Source organism: uncultured Gimesia sp. (genome assembly GCF_963976445.1).
Classification (GTDB): Bacteria; Planctomycetota; Planctomycetia; order Planctomycetales; family Planctomycetaceae; genus Gimesia.
Genome location: NZ_CAXBKP010000001.1, coordinates 560423 through 578737 on the forward strand (window position 1 = coordinate 560423; position 18315 = coordinate 578737).

The following is an 18315-nucleotide window of genomic DNA, read 5'->3' on the forward strand; positions in this document are numbered from 1 at the left end:
AGAGGATAAAACCGGAATATATCAAGATTTCCAGTCTGTTTCCTAGCCGGGAACCGTCAATTGTTTTCCATTATCGCTGGCAGACAGGCCCAACAGAAAGGGGACCGCCGTCTTCGCCCACTCGTCTGCCGACGGGTAATATTCTGCTTGCGATCCAAAGCAACTCTGCAGCAGTTCGGTATTGATAATCCCCGGATTCAAGGGAATCGCCGCCATGCCCCGTGGCAGTTCCTGAGCCAGCGCCTGGGTCAGACCTTCAACGGCCCATTTCGTCGCACAATACGAGGCAACTTCTGCAGAAGTAGAGCGACCCCAGCCGGAACTGAAATTCACAACCACGCCGGTCTGCCGTTCGAGCATCGCAGGCAGAAAATGACGAATGGTGTTGGCGGTCCCTTTGATATTCACGTCAATAATCGAGTCAAAGTCTTCCGCAGGTACTTCCCAGAGGGGCGCGTTCTCATTGATTTGGGCTGCGTTATTCAGGAGCAGGTCCGGCGCACCAAACTGGTCAATCGCGCGGGCCGCCCAGGCTTGAACAGAACTGTTGTCGGCAATGTCAACGACTGAAAACTGATGCGCGGCACCAAACTGCTTTGACAGGTCAGAAATTTTTTCTTCTGACCGACCGCAGCCGATCACCGTATGCCCTGCTGCGATGAAACCGGCTGTCATGGCGCGGCCCAATCCCTGGGTCGCGCCAGTCACGACAATCACTTTTGACATGAACTTTTCCTGTACTTCGCTTAATCGGAACTTATTTCGTTTCCGCCTTGCTGGCAGCAGCCGCTTTTGCATCTTCCCGTTTGGAAAGTTCTGGATTCACGGGAACCGCGGAGGGTGCATCGCCGCGAATCCATTTCATGGCTCCGATGACCGATTCTTGAAATGCAGGATTGGCCCATGTTTGCGGGTTGTGTCCCAGGTTGTTTACAAAGACTTTGCCTTGCCCCCACTCTTTAGCCCATGCGACCGGAACCTGATAGGGACGTTTGGGATTGCACTTTTCCATATTCAGGCTCATCAGCACATGGACTTTTTCTGGCTGCCAGTTTTTGTACTGATAGATTTCGTCCTTGATCTGAAATTCTTTCCCGAACGATTTCATCGCCGGATGCTCGGTGTTATGGACAGTAATCGTGACTTTGTTGCCGGAACCCCAGGGATGCCCGTTGAACGAACCACCAACCATATCCCAATAAGGTTCGTACGATTTATAGGTATCTGTCGCAGAATGGAAACCGATGAAGCCATGCCCTTTCTGTTTCAGCCAGTCATTCAGAAAATATTGCATATCTTCTTCTTTGATCGGGAGCATGCCGGTCGTATAAAACATCACGATGTCATAGTTTTTCAGATTCTCTTTCGTGAAGTCAGCCGCCGCATCCTGAGTACAGTCTACCGTGAAGAGGCCGGACTGCTTGCCCAGTTGCAACATCGCGATTTCAGCAGGTGCCAAATCAGTTTTGCCCCGCTTTACAGAACCGTGCGTATACCCTTTGCTCTGAGTCAGCATCAGAACTCTGGTTTTTCCCGATTCCGCCTGAGTAAGAGAGGGGGTCAGCAACAGGGTACATGCCAAGAGGCAGCAAGTCGTCATTAATCGAAATAGCATGGTGATCGCTCCACGGTTGGGTAAAATAAAACTCAATACTTTTAGTCTGCCCATTTTAAAGAGAACAGGCAGTCCAATGCAAAGCAAAACGCCTAATCCGTTAATTCCTGCACGCGAATGTTGCGAAACTCGACAGCGTCTCCCTCGGATTGAATGCCGAAGAAACCTGCTTTGAGTTCACTGGGCTTGCTGGAAGCGATGGGCGTGCCATTCAGGACCGAAGTCAGTGCGCCATCTTTGCAAACGACTTCGATGGCGTTCCACTCGCCAATCGGACGTCTGGCAGTTTCGCGGGCCGCCTGATTATCGGTTACTTCCAGAGTGATCTCTTTGCTGTTTGATTTGATATGGGCCATCTCCGCAAATTTGCCTTGCACTTCCAGGCACTTCGGCCAGATTCTGTTTTCCCCGGTGATGAAAAACAGAAAGCCCGTGTTGGGGTTCTCATTTTTCTCAGCCGATTTCGGGAAACGATACTCCAACCGTATGGTGCAGTTGCCCAGGCTTCCCAGCGAGTACAGATAGCCGCGCGGGTTTCCCGTGCAGGAGATCACACCCTCTTTTTCGGTCCAAGTTGGATCTTTGACCGGCGCTTTTGATTTGCCTTGGAATTCTTTGAAGTCCTTCAGGCTCAGTAGTGTAAAACCATCTTCGACTTCAAATAACGATTCTAACGTTTTTTCGGGCAAGTCGATGGCAGGAACTTCATTGAGGGCTTCCTCTTTTTGTTTTTCGGTCGATGCCGAATCACTGCAACTTGCCAGAAAACACATCGAGATCATCAGTAACAAAAATGCAAGCTGGGATTTCATCGAATATTCTCTTTCAGGAAAGTCAAATTAAAATCGGTCATTACAGGGAAACTTAATCGGGTTTCGTCTCCGTATCATACCGATTCCGTATGACACACTAAAGCCTGCTGTTCTGACTTCTGCACAGGACAGCTATAATCGATACATCTTTCTACGCTCCCCCCAAATTACTGAATCCCGTAAACAATACATGAGGGAGATGCTGCAAACTTGACCGATAGAATTAGTGTTCCCTCCTTAAACTGATTCGCTTCACAGGGACAATGATTGAAACCTTCATCACGGAATCATTTCCTTCCTGTGCTCAGATTGATCAGTTGATGAATTCGGATCTCCACCGAGAAAGAAACGGGCCAGAATGCAAGAGTTAATGATCTCCCCTCAGCAGGATCAATTCAAGATAATCAGACCAGCGGCATCTGCTCTGGACCATACCCCTTCGGCTGTAACTGAGGACAGCTCTCAGAACCTGAGCATCTCGGTTCTGGAATGGTTGAACTCTGAACTACGCAAAGAGGTGGAAAAGCAGGAAATTGTGGATCTGCAATCCAATGAGAAAATGATTGATCGTTTGCAGCACATGCTGACATCCAAAGCAACGGGCATCACAATCATGGTGGCGGGCCTGTTTTTGATGTGATGCAGACCCGCTCATTGGCAATCTGAGACAGGAAGCATGTTGTTGATTCTGCCATGAAACAGGATCATTTATAGCAGAATCCGAAACCCGCCTGGTTCCGGGCTTCCCGCCTGGTTCCGGGCTTACTGTAGCGTGCGAGCATCGCTTGGATTACGCAGCATTACAGGGAACGCTCAGACTCAAACAATTCCGGAACCAAATGAATCCCCTCTTGAACGAGGGATGCTTTCATTCGAGGAGACTTTATCTGATTCAGGCTGTTCTGCTGCAGTGTGATGCGGCTGACTCGACTCTTGAGAGGTTTTGGCAGAGTCGATTCTGAAAACCTGATTATTTTTGCGGATGTGGATTGATTCGGAACCTGATGTTTCGGCGGGAGCCTTTGTTTCTTCGTGGTCTTCCTCATAAGGGCTCAGACGGGCATAATCCTCTTCGCCGAAATCATCATAGCGGCAAATATATCCATCCTTCTGAGCAGTAATCTTTTCATCCTGATAGGCCTTGAGGACTTCTTGTTGAATCAACTCACGGCACTCAGAATTGATCGGGTGAGCAATATCGGCGTAAAGTCGGGCGCGACCCGCGTCGTCCTTCTCGGCCCGATTTTCATCCAGCCGCACACCACACTGATTGCAAAACGATGCCCGCAGGTGATTTTTGTTATGACACTTGGGGCAGCGATCCATCAGCTTGCGGCTGGGCATCGCGACAAAGGCGCCTTTCGCCCCCTGAATAATTTTCAAATCCCTTATGACAAACGAGACATCGAAAGTAATCGAGCAAAAAGCAAGTAATCTTTCATGCGGATCATTCATCAACTTGATGCGTACTTCACTGATATCCATGGCTCACTCCATTTGTGCCAAATTTTGAATTGCTCATCTATAGTCGGTTCTGGACGACAAATATGTGCCCTTTGACTGTGGAACGTAATCGTGCCGCAATCTGAGATGCCTGAGCCCGGTTCTGGCAGATACCGAAATAGGCGGTCCCACTTCCACTCATCATATGACCCAAAACAGATTGTTTTGAGAAGTAATCTTTTAAAATTAATATTTCTGAATTTAGTGTTTCAGCAGGAGCCTGCAGATCATTCAACATCAAGCTGGATAGTGAATGAAATTGCCCAGAAGCCAAATTGTCTACGAGTTGCTCTACCTGATTTTCCGAATGGATTCCCACTCGACAGTGCCGATAAACGTCAGCAGTGGATAATCCCGAACTGGGACGCACAACCACAAAGTGGAGACAATGGGGAATTGAAACAGGTTCTATAACTTCACCTCTTCCCCGGCAGATTGCACTCGTGCTTTCTGTCAGAAAGAAAGGAATATCACTTCCCAGTTCCGCCGCCAACTCACGTAGTTCGTTTAGCGACAATCCCAATTGCCAAAGTTTATTGACTGCAAATAAGGCTGCAGCTGCATCGCTTGACCCCCCGCCTAATCCAGCCTCTGAGGGAATTCGTTTCGTTAACTGAATCCGAACTCCCCGCTGTTTACCCGACTTTGCCTGAAGCAACCTGATTGCGCGAACTACCAGATTTTCTTCTCCGCTCGGGACCGACTCTTGGGCTGTAAGTTGTTGGGGCTGAAGAGAATTTGCTGCGACAACACGCAACTCAACTTCTGATGAAGATTCCTCCGTGAAAACCAAAGTGTCGTATATTCCCACCGAAAGCATTAACGACGTAATGTCGTGAAAGCCATCGGATCGCTTATGATCGATGCTTAAGAACAAATTTAACTTTGCAGGAGTATGAACTGTAATGGAGCGCGAATTGGAGTAAGAAAAGAGCATCCGTCACATTTCCATAATTCCTACCAAAACGAATTCAGTGTCGTTTTATTGAACAGGTCCCCACTGATAGTGAGAGATTAGAGCGATTTGACCTGATTAAGATTCGATTGTGATACGACGTAACAATATTAAAGACTACTGCTACAGCGAGTATCCTATCTGTTAAAACAAAAAACGTCAACATCTTTTCCAAGAAGCGGGGATTTCCCCCCTTTCTTTCAAAGCGTTTTTACAGTACCAGCTCGGAACGACTCACTCGTCAGCCATCGATATGAGCAGCTGTTTGAACCCTTTGACTTGTACTTGTTTCTGGTTCGTGAAGCGAATTCGCGCCTGCTCTTTGCCTTTGGAATCGGTTTTGATTTCTCGCTCACTGCCGAGGTCGGCGATCTTACCCAGCGTGAGTTGACCTGAAGAAGACTGCAGCGTCAGATCGACTCCTTCGCGGCGTTTGGTATGAATCGTTAGAAAAGATTTCTTCTTACCCGCGCGGATGAATTTGACCAGCGATTTACTGTCCCATTGAATTTCGGAATCGGGATAAGTCTGCTCCACCAGATCGAACAGAGACTCCAGCAGCGCGGCATCCCAGCCAACCCGTTTGTTGTTAGGGAAACCTTTGCGCGACAGATGCCACTTCTTCTTCAAGACTTTCCAGGGCATGATGTCTTCGGGTTTGATCTGATCCTGGTTGATCAAACCGAGATACGATTCACACGCCGTTTCCAGGAATTCCATAAATGCGGGCGTGCTGATTTCTTCCTGCCAATGAACCGTCAGACTAACTTCCTGCCAGGGGCCTTTCAGGTTTTTAACCCGCACTCGATTCGAACGCCCATAGATCGGAAGTTCATCCAGATCATCCAGCGATTTCAAAGCCAACTGGTCCCGCAGATCATCCTGCTTGAACGTATTCCGTTTGACTCGAAAATTGAGCCGCAGTAACCATTCATCGCCCGTATTGGCGTGCAAGAACCAACCCTGTTTTTTGACCGGCCCGTTCACTTCGATAACGCTGCGATGATTCCAGTTGATCTCACCAAAGCCCTCTTTGTTTTCGACAAAGTCGATCACCGCTTCCAACGCCCCGCCTTCCCACTGGCAGGCAGCCCCCGAGAGAGCAACATGGTCCTGTGTATGCCAGCGTCGGCCCGCTTTCTGCCAGGGCATCTGCGCGTCGCTGCCGATCTGTTTCAAGTCGAGATCGCCTGCCTGCTTTTTTCCCAGCGACTGCGCGTCGAAGACTTCGCGTTCCTCGCGTTCACCTGAGGCGAGAATCGGCTTGAGAATTTCTCCCGTATAGGATCTGAGCAGGAGAGGCTGTTTTGATTTTCGTGAGCTGACTTTGATTGTCTGTTTTTGATAGCGGTCTGCATGTTCCACCAGTTTTTCCGGTGTTCCCGCAGCGATGATTTGTCCGCCACCAATGCCTGCTTCCGGTCCGACATCGACCAGCCAGTCGGCTGTTTTGATTACATCCAGATTATGCTCAATGACGATCACCGTGTTTCCGAGTTCGACCAGGCTGTTGAGCACCTTCAGCAGTTTGGCGATGTCATCGAAATGCAGGCCGGTCGTCGGTTCATCCAGCAGATACAACGTTTTCCCGGTACTGGGTCGGGCAAGTTCCGCAGCCAGTTTTACGCGCTGAGATTCGCCCCCAGACAAGGTCGGCGCAGATTGGCCCAACGTCAGATAATCCAGACCAATCGCACACAGGGTTTCCATCGTCCGTCGGATGGCAGGAATGTTATTGAACAACTCCGCCACTTCGCCGATCGACATCTCCAGCACATCGGCGATCGACTTGCCTTTATATTTGACGGACAGCGTTTCCTGGTTATAACGTTTGCCATTACAGGTTTCGCAGGTCACCCAGACATCAGGCAGAAAGTGCATTTCAATGCAGCGCTGGCCGTTCCCATCACAGTCCTCACATCGTCCGCCCGAACGATTAAAGCTGAAACGCCCTGGTTGATAGCCGCGTACTTTAGAGTCGGGCAGTCGTGAAAACAGTTCTCGAATTTGATCAAACACGCCGGTATATGTGGCCGGGTTCGAAGCGGGTGTATTCCCGAGCGGCCTTTGATCGACGATGATCGCTTTATTAATCTGCTCCAGCCCCAGCAGGGCATCATGCGGACCGGGTGCTTCTTTGGAACGGTGCAATTTTTTGGTAACCGCCCGCGCCAACGTCTCTTCGATCAGCGAACTTTTTCCCGAGCCACTCACCCCGGTAATACAAATAAATGCTCCCAGTGGAATCGAGAGATCGACCGACTGCAGATTATTCTGGCGGGCGCCCTTTAATTCCAGCCAGTGACCGGTGGGTGAAATCGCAACGTCTGTCTTGCCTTGTTTTTCATAAATCACGCGGCGTTCCTGAGGCAGCGAGATCGTGAGCTGATTTGACAGATATTGTCCTGTCAGTGATTTCTTTTTACGTTTTAACTGTTTGGGCGAACCTTGGCCGACAATCGTTCCACCAAACCGCCCTGCCCCCGGACCAAAGTCGTACAGGCAGTCCGAAGCTTCGAGCACTTCGCGATCATGCTCGACCATCACAATGGTATTGCCGATGTCGCGCAGTTTTTTGAGCGTGTTGATCAACCGTGTGTTATCGCGAGGATGCAGGCCGATCGTCGGTTCATCCAGCACATACAATACGCCAGTCAACGAACGTCCCACCTGGCCGGCCAATCGGATTCGCTGGCTTTCTCCCCCTGATAGTGTGGGCAAGGGACGACTCAGGGTTAAATACTCCAAGCCGACATCGACCAGGAACTCCAGGCGGCTGGTGGCTTCTTTGATCAGATCGCCGGCGATCTGTTTTTGTCGTTTATCAAGCTTGGCGGTTTTTATAAACGCGAGCGCATCGCTCAAAGGGAGATCACAAAACTGGCCGATGGTCTTACCCTGAAATCGAACGGCTCCCGCATCGGTCCGCAAGCGGCTGCCATGACATACCGAACAGGGAACTTCCCCCGTCATTTCATGCAGGCGACTGCGAAACGCAAAAGAGAGACGCGATGCTTCTTCAATGGCCGGGTAGAGTCCCTTAAATTGAAATTGAATTCTGCCGGAATCGTCGAGAGGAATCCAGCGTTCTTCATCTCCGTACAGAATGACGCGCTGCTGTTTCACGCTCAACTGATTAAAGGGGACATCCAGCGGAATTCGAAACTGTTTTGCGAGCGCGACGAGTGTTTTGTTAAATTCGGAATTCTTACGCGGATCAGGCCAGGCCGCAACTGCGGCGTCCTGCAGACTGCGGTTCGGATCGGGAATCAATTCAGATAAATTCGTGCCCAGTTCGGTCCCCAGACCTTCACAATATTCACACCAGCCCAGCGGACTGTTGAAGGAATAATTATGCGGCGTCAACTCTTCAAAGCTCTGCCCACACTGTTCGCAGAAATAAAACAAGCTGAAGGTTTCGAAATCCCATTCCTCTTCCGGAATCGTATCATCACAATAGCAGGCATACATCAGCCCTTCGCCAAGCGCCAAAGCCGACTCTACGGAATCAGCGATCCGCGAACGGTTTTTGGCGGCGACGGTAATTCGGTCGAGCACCACTTCGACTTCATGCCGACGCCGGCGATCAATTTCCGGTACGTTTTCCAGACGGTATGTGACCCCATCGATGCGGACCCGCAGGAACCCCTGTGACTTTAATTTTTCCCAGAACGCCTCATACGCCTGACCGACATTGATCTCCACGGGAGCCAAGATCAAGAGTTTGGTCCCCGCTTCCATGGACAGGATGCGTTCGACGACTTCATCGGTCGTCTGTGTTTCCACGGGCACATCGCAGTCCGGGCAATACATGGTTCCCAGGCGGGCATAGAGCACTCGCAGGTAATCATAAATTTCGGTCACGGTGCCGACGGTGGAACGCGGCGAATGGCCAGTTGTTTTCTGTTCAATGGCAATCGCTGGCGAAAGGCCGTGAATGTGCTCGAACTTCGGCTTAGGCATCTGGCCAAGAAACTGACGTGCGTAGGCGGACAGTGATTCCACATAACGACGCTGCCCTTCTGCATACAGCGTATCCATCGCCAGAGAACTCTTACCGCTGCCACTCGGGCCGCAGAACACATTCATCTGATTACGGGGAATTTGCAGATCCACATTCTGCAGATTGTGTTGGCCGGCACCACGGATCGTGATCTGTGTGCTATCCCCTTTGGGTTTTCCATTCCGTTTTTGATTCGCCGACTGCCATCGTAAGTGTGGATTGCTCAGAGTCAGGGCGTTTGCTTTTTTTCTGCCTTTTTTCAATTTCGCAGGCACCAGTTCCGTCTGTTCTTTCAAAGCCAGTCCGGTATAGGAATGGGAGCAGGCGGCAACTTCTTCCGGCGTACCTTCCACCAGAATTGTACCGCCCCCCTCGCCTCCCTCGGGACCGAGATCGATCACCCAGTCGGCCGTTTTAATCACATCGAGATGATGTTCGACCACCAGCACCGTGTTCCCGGCGTCAACCAGATGATGCAGCACTTTGAGCAACAGTTTGACATCCGCAAAGTGTAAACCGGTCGTGGGTTCATCCAGCAGATAAAACGTGCTGCCTGTCGAACGTTTACCAAGTTCTCGTGCGAGCTTGACCCGTTGTGCTTCGCCGCCGGACAGTGTGGGGGAAGGCTGTCCTAACTTAAGATAGTCCAGACCGACATCATGCAGTGATTCCAGCAGCTTCAGAATTTTGGGAACGTTCTGGAAATGTTCAATCGCCTGTTGAATATCCATTTCGAGAACTTCGGCGATGCTGGCGCCTTTATAACGAATCTCCAGAGTTTCATGATGGAAACGACGGCCTTCACAGACCGGACAGGGAATCCAGACATCGGCCAGGAAGTCCATTTCCAGTTTATTCGCACCGTGCCCTTCACAGGCCTCACAGCGTCCCCCGGCGACATTGAAACTGAAACGACCGGCTTTGTAACCACGAGCGCGGGCATCGGGAAGTTTGGCATAGAGGTCGCGGATCAGATCAAAGACTTTCACATACGTCGCCGGGTTTGAGCGGGGCGTACGACCGATGGGAGATTGATCAATGTCGATCGCTTTGTCGATGAATTCCAGGCCGGTTACTTTCTGATGTTCGCCGGGATTGCCTTTTCCTTTGTTGACACTCTTATTAAGTACAGGCCAGAGAATATCATTCACAAGCGAACTTTTCCCGGAACCACTCACGCCGGTCACACAGATAAAGCCTTTGGTGGGAATTGTGGCGTTGATGTTTTTCAGGTTATGATGCTTGGCCCCTTTGATCGTGATTGATTCTTTTTTGACGAGTGGGCGGCGTGTTTCCGGAATTTCAATTTTTTCTTTGCCAGATAGAAATCGCGCCGTTACGCTGTCTTTCGCTTTCAGGACTTTCTGATAGGTGCCTTCTGCGACGATGTGACCACCTCGCACACCGGGCCCCGGGCCGAAGTCAACGATATGGTCGGCAGCACGCATGGTCTCTTCATCGTGTTCGACGACGATGACCGTATTGCCCTGATCGCGCAAGTCACACAAGCTTTCCAGCAACATCGTATTATCACGGGGGTGCAAGCCGATGGATGGTTCATCCAAAATATAAACCACGCCCACCAAGCCGCAGCCAATCTGGCCCGCCAATCGAATTCGCTGGCTTTCACCACCAGAAAGTGTGGGTGCGGTCCGTTCCAGGGTCAGATAATTCAGGCCACACCGCAGAAGAAAGCCGAGACGTCCGCGAATTTCTTTTAAGACTTCGTCCGCAATCAGCAAACCGGTTTCGTCCAGCTCCAGTGATTCGAAGAAGGTGGCTGCTTCTTCAATGCTGAAAGCACAGACTTCGGGCAGTGTTTTAGCAACCGATTGCTGACTGCCGTTCGATGAAAAACTGGTCGAGGTAATGCGAACGTGCCGCGCCTGTGTATTCAGGCGTGCTCCGTGACAACTGGAACATTGCACGAAGTCCATATACTTTTCGAGCTGTTTCCGCCGCATGGGGTTGCTGGTTTTGCGATAACTCTCCAGCAGTTCCTCAATGTATCCGTCCCAGGTGCCGCCATGCTTCCAGACGCCGCCGGAATGCCGCCAACTGTAAGTAATGTTGCGTTCGCCGGTTCCATAGAGGAACTGGTGTTGCGCTGCTTCAGGCAGTTCGTTCCACGGCGTTTTCAGAAAACTGTCTTCGGAAAGTTTGAGATCTTTTTCGATGGATCGCGCCACGCCGTTGTAGATGTGCCGTCGCCATTTGCCGACTTTAGTTATCGGACCTAACAGCTCGAAGGCCCCTTTTTGAATCGAAAGCGATTCATTCTTCAATAACTCATCGACTGGAAAATCATACCGCATTCCGAGGCCGTTACATTCAGTGCACATCCCCAGGGGACTGTTGAAACTGAATAACTGCGGCGTCGGCGGTTCATAGCTGATGCCACAATCGGAACAGGCATAACGCGAGCTGAAAATCTTATCCTGCAGCGTCTCTGCATTTTCTTTGTCGGGATGTTTCGCTGAAACTTCCTGGGCTACGATCAGCGTTCCGTTTGCCAGTTTCAACGCCAGTTCCACGGACTCTGCCAGACGCGCGCGACTGACTTTGCCTGCCACCAGACGATCGATGACGACTTCAATCGTATGTCGCATCTGACGGTCGAGTTGAAGTTGATCGGAAAGCTGGACAATGCGGCCATCGACGCGGGCCCTGAGGAATCCTTGTTTCGAGAGATCCTCGAACAGGTCTTTGTACTCGCCTTTCTGCTGTTGGATTAACGGAGCCAGAATCGAATAGCGGGTTTTCTCCGGCAGCAGCGCAATTGAGTCGATAATCCGTTCGCTGCTCTGAGAGCTAATCGGTTTGCCGCAGTTCTCACAAGAACCCAGCCCGACCCGGGCGAATAAGACGCGCAGGTAATCATAGATTTCCGTAATCGTCCCCACGGTACTGCGCGGGTTGCGGCCGCTCATTTTCTGTTGAATCGAGATGGATGGCGCGAGGCCCGTGATGGCATCGACTTCCGGTTTCGGCATCTGTCCCAGAAACTGACGCGCGTAACTGGAGAGCGACTCGACGTAGCGCCGTTGTCCTTCTGCATAGAGCGTATCAAACGCGAGGGAGCTTTTGCCGGAGCCACTGACTCCGGTCATGACGATCAGCCGATTGCGGGGAAGTTGAACACTGACGTTTTGGAGATTGTGCTCGCGAGCACCCGTAATAATGATATCTGTTTGTGACATGGACCGCGTTATACCAATCGGCTGATGCCGAGATAAGAATATCTAACTAAATCGTGATCAAACCGAACGCATCGATTCAAAGTCGCTCAGAGTAGCCCGCCGCCGAAGCTATCCTCTTCTTCTTCCGGATCTTGACTTGGTGGATCTTCATTCGGCGGATCTTGATTCGAAAGCGTCTCCGGTTCAGACTGCTCGGGAGCCGTTGACGAAATTTCTATCGATTGCTCTTCTGTCACGACGATTTCTTCGATCGGCTCCGTTTCCGGTTCCGGTTCCTCAATCGAACGCGCTGCCGCGGCGGCCCGTTCTGAGGAAGACTGATCGCCTTCCGGTAGTTCATAATAGTCAAAGTGAAAAGGATCCCGATAGAGACTCCGTTTTTCTTCGACGAGCTGCATGAAGACCGTTTCCCCATCGACTTGCGTTGTTTTAGCAGTGACATTACCGCTCAAACGAATCGTTTCGCCTGTTTGAGGACACTTCCAGAGTCGCCTGATATCAAGGTCCAGCTTCAGTCCGGGGCCTTTCATAGTGCTTTTCTCTTTACTATTGGGGGATCAGAAATCAACGCTTTTCAGAAACGCTTCACTACATTACACTTTGGATCTCTATGAAACATACCTGATCTCGTATCCTGTGTTCAATTGCTGACGTCAAAATAATTGAATCGAAGATCCTTTTGTTCATTAAATCAAGGTTGATTGATGTCTGATTCCGAACCATCCGTTTCCCAATCCCAACCCAAATTTCCTGCGAAAGCTGATCTGATCCAGCTCGGACGGGGACTTTTGATGGGGGGTGCCGACATCATTCCCGGCGTTTCAGGGGGCACCGTCGCTTTGATTCTGGGAATCTACCAGCGACTGATTACGGCAATCAGCCACTGTGATGCCCAGTTATTTCGACTACTGCTCCAGCGAAAATGGCTTGAAGCGGCGCAACATCTCGATCTGCGTTTTATCATTCCGCTGGGAGTGGGAATTTTGACGGGAGTCGTCAGCCTGGCCAGCCTGATGCATTATTTGCTGGATTTTCATCTGCAATTGACGCTGTCGCTGTTTTTCGGACTGATCCTGGCTTCCAGTTTTCTGGTGGCACAAATGGTGGATCGCTGGACGGTTTCGAATGTGATTGCGTTTGTGGCTTCCCTTGTGGGCATCTATCTGCTGGTGGGAGAACATTCCGTGAAACCACCTGAAGGGAATCTGTATGTCTTTCTGTGCGGGATGATTGCCATCTGTGCGATGATCCTGCCCGGAATCAGCGGCGCGCTGATTCTGATTCTGCTGGGAAAATATCACGACATCACCGGCTTACTGAAAACCATTCCCAAAGAACTGCTCAAAGGGAACGTCGACTGGAACGGGTTGCTCACCGTGTTTGTCTTTGTCTCGGGTTGTTTACTCGGATTGATCCTGTTCAGCAAAGTACTGCGGTGGCTGTTGCACAGTTATCACACGCTGACGATGGCGGTGCTCTGTGGTTTGATGGTGGGCTCACTACGACGGATTTGGCCGTTCAAAATTGACGCAACCCCCTACACTGCTGACCAGACACCCGAAATGGTGCCCTTCAAACATCGAATCTATGAGAATGTCTGGCCTGTCAGTTTTGATGGCATGTTCTGGGCTTCGCTCGCACTGATAATCGGCGCCGCCTTTCTAGTCTGGGGGCTAGACCGGCTATCCCAAAAATATGCGATGCACGACACATCTGACGTTTAGCCGCTTGGCTCATTCCTATTTTCCATCATCCTGTGGATAAAGCAAAATACGATCGTGGCACAACAGGATCAGATCCTTCCGGTTGTCCCCGGTCAGATCGGCGATCACAGCTTCCCGCGGATTGACTCCGGCCCGGTTTGACCGGGAAAACGTTTTCTCTTCAAAGACCTTGAAGTTTAACGCATGCTTCAATTCCCGCTTCGCACCAAAGTTCAGGATCTCCACATGATGTGTCCGCGTATCGAGAATCACCAGATCAGCGCGACCATCGCTATTCAGGTCGCCTGCGACCGAATCGGTAAAATATGCCTGGGGCAGTTTTGATTCAAACGAGGCAACTTCTTTCAATGAAGGAGGCGTCTGACCGGAGTAAAGAATCCCGAATTGCCCCCGTCCGAATAAAAACAGGTCGGGCCGCTGATCGCCATTCAAATCGGCGACATGAGCGGAGAGGAAAGGAAACTCGCCAATTTCCACTTCTTTCCAGGGGCGATAGACGTTGGACTCTTTCCGCAGAATTCGAAGTTTCTGGACTCCAAGATCAACCAGTACAATTTCGTCCCCTGGTTCGCCATCAAGGTCAATATTAACCGCACCGACGACGCGGGCTTTGCTTTCTGGGGCGTTAAACTGATCGACAACCTGCCATTGATTGGCTGAATTCAAAGTCAGGCGACGGGCAAAGTTGTTCTGCGCGGTCAGAATCCAGTCGCGTTTTTTGCCGCCGATGAAAATGGATTCCGGTTTGATTTCATCTAAGTTAATCCCGCCGGAAGGCGTGATGAGTTTGGGAGTTTGTCTTGGAGGCAGCGAGATCATTTTTGGAGTTCGCGAAAGTCCGTAAAACGCCATCAGTTCAAAAACACCATCCCCATTTGCGTCCAGCTTGACTAAAGATTTCGGTTCCCCCAAGCTGGGAGGAGTACTTGGGAACTGATATTCGCTCCACTTGCCATCTTTCCCCAGACGGAGTGCCTGCAACTTAAAGCTATACCTGTTTTTGTCCCCGACCTTGGCAACATAAATCAATTCGGGCGTCTGGTTTCCATCCAAGTCAGCCAACTCAAACGCCAGAGGCTCTCCAATGATCGGCAGAATTTGAGGAAACGTTAAACGTTGATTTTCCAATGAACTGACGCCGATAATTTTTTCGCGTTCGCTCAACACAAATACTTCGCCCAGTCCATCGCCGTTCACATCCCCGATGCGTAACTGCTCTACACCCAGCAGGCCGGGATAGGTTTGTCCCAGATCGAGACCGCGGTCTTTAGTTTGCAGATAGACGAGCATTTGCGCGGTTTCTGGATCGGAAACGACGGCGTCACTTAATCCATCTCCGTTGATATCTCCCAGATCAAAGCCACGATTACGGCCTGAGCCTTCTTCGCCGAATCCATACAGAGTGAGTCGTTTGGAGAGATTTCCGTTTTGATTTTGCGAATTCTCGAGCTGTTGCATTTTCAGGCGACCAGTTTGTGAATCAATGGTCATGATTTCAGAACCGGGCTTACCATCAATGTTGGACAGCGTGACGGAACGCGGATTGGAAAGCTCGAATCGGACTTCAGGTCCCAGTTTCCCATTCTGTTTTTGCAGGCGGGCACATAAAATCTGGTTTTTCCCATCGCGGGTGGCGTAGGTAAAATCGTTCCGTCCATCGCCGTTCAGATCAGCAATCGCAGCGAGGCCCAGCTTGGGAGAGGTATTCAGAATCGATCGAGGCGTATTCAACTCTCCCTGTGCGTCCTGCAGAATGACGTAGGTATGATTTTTTCCGAGTACGATCAAATCGTCTTTCTGATCGAAATTCAGATCGCCGGCGGCAATCGTCCATTGAGTGGACTGCAAATCGGCCAGTCGAATTCGTTTGCGTTTTGACCAGTCTCCGGTTTCAGACTGATAGCGAATAATCAATCGATCCGGAGTCGCCAGGTAAGCCAGATCGTTGCGGCCATCGCCGTTGAAGTCGCCGACGGTCAAAGCAGAGACCGAAACGTCTACGGGAATCTTGACATGCTTCAGTCGCGCATCGCTGGGAATGAAGTTGACTCCTTCATTGGAGTCGTCATTCACTTCCTGATCCTTGCCGCTTCGCTGCTGTAAAATATCGATGCGGCTGTTGCTGTTATCGATCAGAATCAGATCATTCAGCCCATCGCCGTTCAGATCTTCCGCCAGCATATTGGACGAGCGGCTGGATAACTTGAAGAGTTCGAGCGGCTTGAATCCGTAGAATTGGCTCAGGCTAACTTTTTCGTCAGAGAAACCCGGTGTTGTATTACCGCCAACGACAAAAATCACCAGGGTAAAGAAGCATAAAATCCGGTCTGCTTTTCGTAAGCCGTTAAACATCCTGTCTCCTCGTTCTCATATTTCTGCTCTGGTCCTCAGTATTAGACTAAAGGACATTTCAGAGTTGTTAATTCATCAGACCAAATTTGTTACTAGTTCACTCGAATCTGAAAAGGCATTAGCGTCAGTGCTTTTTCCCGGGACAGCAGGTTGATCAGATCCAGTTGTTTCAATTGCTGTGATAATTCGGGAGAAAGCATATTCAGCATACGGGACATTTGCTGACTCTGCCCGACCTTTGCGTCAACAGATCCGAAAATCTGTTCGAAAGGGCTGGTTGGTCGCGGAAGAATTAGTTTATCAAATTTCTCACCTTCCGGAATTCCACCGAGCTTGCGAGCGTGTTCGATCGCATCATCGAGTGTTCCCAATTGATCCACTAATCCATTATTCACCGCCATCGTACCGGTATAAACGCGGCCGCGTGCCAGTTTTTCCAAAGCCGTGTAGTCCATTTTTCGTCCTTCGGCGGCTTTTTCCGTAAACTGTTTGTAGACGGCATAGAGCAACTTCGTCACAGCGGCACGTTCTGATTCTGTAAAGCCGGTCATGGGGCTGAAGGTCCCGCTGTTTTTGCCACGCGAAATCACACTGGTAGTGATACCAATTTTGTTATACAGGCCTTCCACGGCTAGTTTTCCGCCAACCACACCAATTGAACCAGTCAACGTGCCTGGCTCGGCAAAGATGCGATTCGCGCCCATCGAAATGTAATAGCCTCCACTGGCGGCAACATCGCCCATGCTGACCACGAGTGGCTTGTCTGCTTCCTGTAGCGAACGCCACATCAGGTCACTGGCGAGTGCACTTCCCCCTGGACTGTCGACCCGCAGAACGATGGCTTTGACCTTATCATCTTTCGCTGCTTTTTCGACAGCCTTGATGAAGGTATCAGAGCCCAGCACATGTGATCCCATAAGTCCGCCTTGCTTACTGGAACCGGACATAATCGCCCCTGTGGCATAAATCACGGCGATGCGTGGTCCTGAACCAATGCGTTGTGAGGAATCGATGCCCGCTAACAAATCCATCAATTTAATCAGGCCGGCGATCCCTGAGAAATCGGTATCTGTTCGTTTCTTTGCATACTTCTTGATGACTCTGACTTCTGTTTCCGATTTGCCACCGGTAATCAGTTTGGGAAGTTGATCTTCATAAGCGATGTGATCGATCAGTCCTTGTTTTTTCGCTTCCGCAGCCATATATGGTCCGGCATTGATCGTGGCTTCCACCCGTTCTGCGGGCATGCCCCTTGATTTGGAAATCATCTGTTTAATCTGACGAAAATAGTCATCCAGCAGCGCTTCCATTTCTTCACGAAACGCGGGGCTCATTTCCGTTCGCGTGTAGGGCTCGGCTGCTGATTTATATTCTCCGACTCTCAGAATGTCTGGCTTCACATCCAGCCAGTCGAATAAGTTTTTATAAAAGCTGACTTCCGCCCGCATACCCAGCAGAATCAGCGTGGCAGATTCCGGCATCACGATCTGGTCACAGGCAGTCGCGATCAGATAATCTTTCGTCATACCCGACTCAATCCAAGCATACACTTTTTTCTTAGCCTTACGGACTTTGAAAATGGCTTCGCGTATTTCGTTGATTTTCGCCCAGCCCAGTTGCGTGCCTTTCAGATGCAGAATGACGCCAGTCAGAGATTTATCCTCGGCTGCTTTTTCCAGTCGCGCGGTGACCTTGGAAAGCGACTCGGTGACATCACCAAACAGGCCGGGCATCTGAGGCCCTTCCGGGTAAGAGCCTTTGATAATAATGTGACCCCAGTTTTCCCGCGTCGGCTTCTCTTTTTCTTCCTCTGCGGCTGAAGCGGATTTCAGCATGAAACAAAGACTACACCCCAAAACCAGAGCGAATGGTAACCATCGACTTTTCAGAAACGACATCGACATCAATAATCTCCAGTAGAGGGACGTATGTATTGTCAGCAGTATTGTTTGCAGGGGTATCACCGACTTCGCAACGCGTTCCGACAATCCAGAACTCGTTACAACCGTGTTAATTCCTACAAGTAGTCTAAGGCGAATGACTGGCTACGGTCAAGAAAGAGTTGACTGATGCTCTCGTTATACGCTCTGAAAATGATGCGCTTGGGAAAATTCCTGCTGAAAAACCAAAAAGTGTTGTCAGGGGATGCCT

General features: G+C 50.4%; 11 protein-coding genes. 2 read left to right on the plus strand and 9 right to left on the minus strand.

Annotated elements, in window-relative coordinates:
• Positions 1-42: 42 nt before the first annotated feature.
• The 3 genes from AAC022_RS02105 to AAC022_RS02115 form a co-directional block, all read right to left on the minus strand.
• Positions 43-726, minus strand: a complete 684-nt coding sequence (locus AAC022_RS02105; protein WP_339727502.1) for an SDR family oxidoreductase — start codon at positions 724-726, stop codon at positions 43-45.
• Positions 727-757: 31 nt separating this feature from the next.
• Complete coding sequence (locus AAC022_RS02110) at positions 758-1615, minus strand: ThuA domain-containing protein (RefSeq protein ID WP_339727503.1); 858 nt, start codon at positions 1613-1615, stop codon at positions 758-760.
• Between the two features lie 92 nt (positions 1616-1707).
• Positions 1708-2427 (minus strand): DUF1080 domain-containing protein, encoded by a 720-nt coding sequence (locus tag AAC022_RS02115; protein WP_339727504.1) that lies wholly within the window; start codon positions 2425-2427, stop codon positions 1708-1710.
• A 358-nt stretch (positions 2428-2785) separates the two neighbouring features.
• Between AAC022_RS02115 and AAC022_RS02120 the strand changes: the two genes are divergently transcribed.
• Positions 2786-3067 carry a hypothetical protein gene (locus AAC022_RS02120; protein WP_339727505.1) on the plus strand — a complete coding sequence of 94 codons (282 nt, stop codon included), beginning with the start codon at positions 2786-2788 and terminating at the stop codon, positions 3065-3067.
• Between the two features lie 179 nt (positions 3068-3246).
• Here AAC022_RS02120 and AAC022_RS02125 read toward each other — a convergent pair whose 3' ends face one another.
• The 4 genes from AAC022_RS02125 to AAC022_RS02140 all read right to left on the minus strand — a co-directional run bounded on the left by AAC022_RS02125 (position 3247) and on the right by AAC022_RS02140 (position 12618).
• The gene (locus AAC022_RS02125) at positions 3247-3912 is read right to left on the minus strand and encodes a SpoVG family protein (protein ID WP_339727506.1); all 666 of its coding nucleotides are present in this window, start codon (positions 3910-3912) and stop codon (positions 3247-3249) included.
• Between the two features lie 37 nt (positions 3913-3949).
• Entirely contained in the window at positions 3950-4867 is a 918-nt protein-coding gene (ispE, locus tag AAC022_RS02130) for a 4-(cytidine 5'-diphospho)-2-C-methyl-D-erythritol kinase (RefSeq protein ID WP_339727508.1), read from the minus strand.
• 252 nt (positions 4868-5119) lie between these two features.
• Positions 5120-12088: an excinuclease ABC subunit UvrA gene (uvrA, locus tag AAC022_RS02135; RefSeq protein WP_339727510.1), complete on the minus strand. Its 6969-nt coding sequence runs from the start codon at positions 12086-12088 to the stop codon at positions 5120-5122.
• Positions 12089-12174: 86 nt separating this feature from the next.
• Positions 12175-12618, minus strand: coding sequence for a hypothetical protein (locus tag AAC022_RS02140; RefSeq protein ID WP_339727511.1), 444 nt, complete (start codon positions 12616-12618; stop codon positions 12175-12177).
• Between the two features lie 174 nt (positions 12619-12792).
• On the opposite strand from AAC022_RS02140, the gene AAC022_RS02145 reads away from it, so the two are divergent.
• On the plus strand, positions 12793-13812 hold the full coding sequence (locus tag AAC022_RS02145) for a DUF368 domain-containing protein (RefSeq protein WP_339727512.1): 1020 nt from the start codon (positions 12793-12795) through the stop codon (positions 13810-13812).
• A 15-nt stretch (positions 13813-13827) separates the two neighbouring features.
• On the opposite strand, the gene AAC022_RS02150 is transcribed toward AAC022_RS02145, so the two are convergent.
• Entirely contained in the window at positions 13828-16164 is a 2337-nt protein-coding gene (locus tag AAC022_RS02150) for a VCBS repeat-containing protein (RefSeq protein ID WP_339727513.1), read from the minus strand.
• 92 nt (positions 16165-16256) lie between these two features.
• A complete protein-coding gene (sppA, locus tag AAC022_RS02155; RefSeq protein ID WP_339727514.1) occupies positions 16257-18068 on the minus strand; it encodes a signal peptide peptidase SppA in 1812 nt (603 codons plus the stop codon).
• Positions 18069-18315 lie beyond the last annotated feature (247 nt).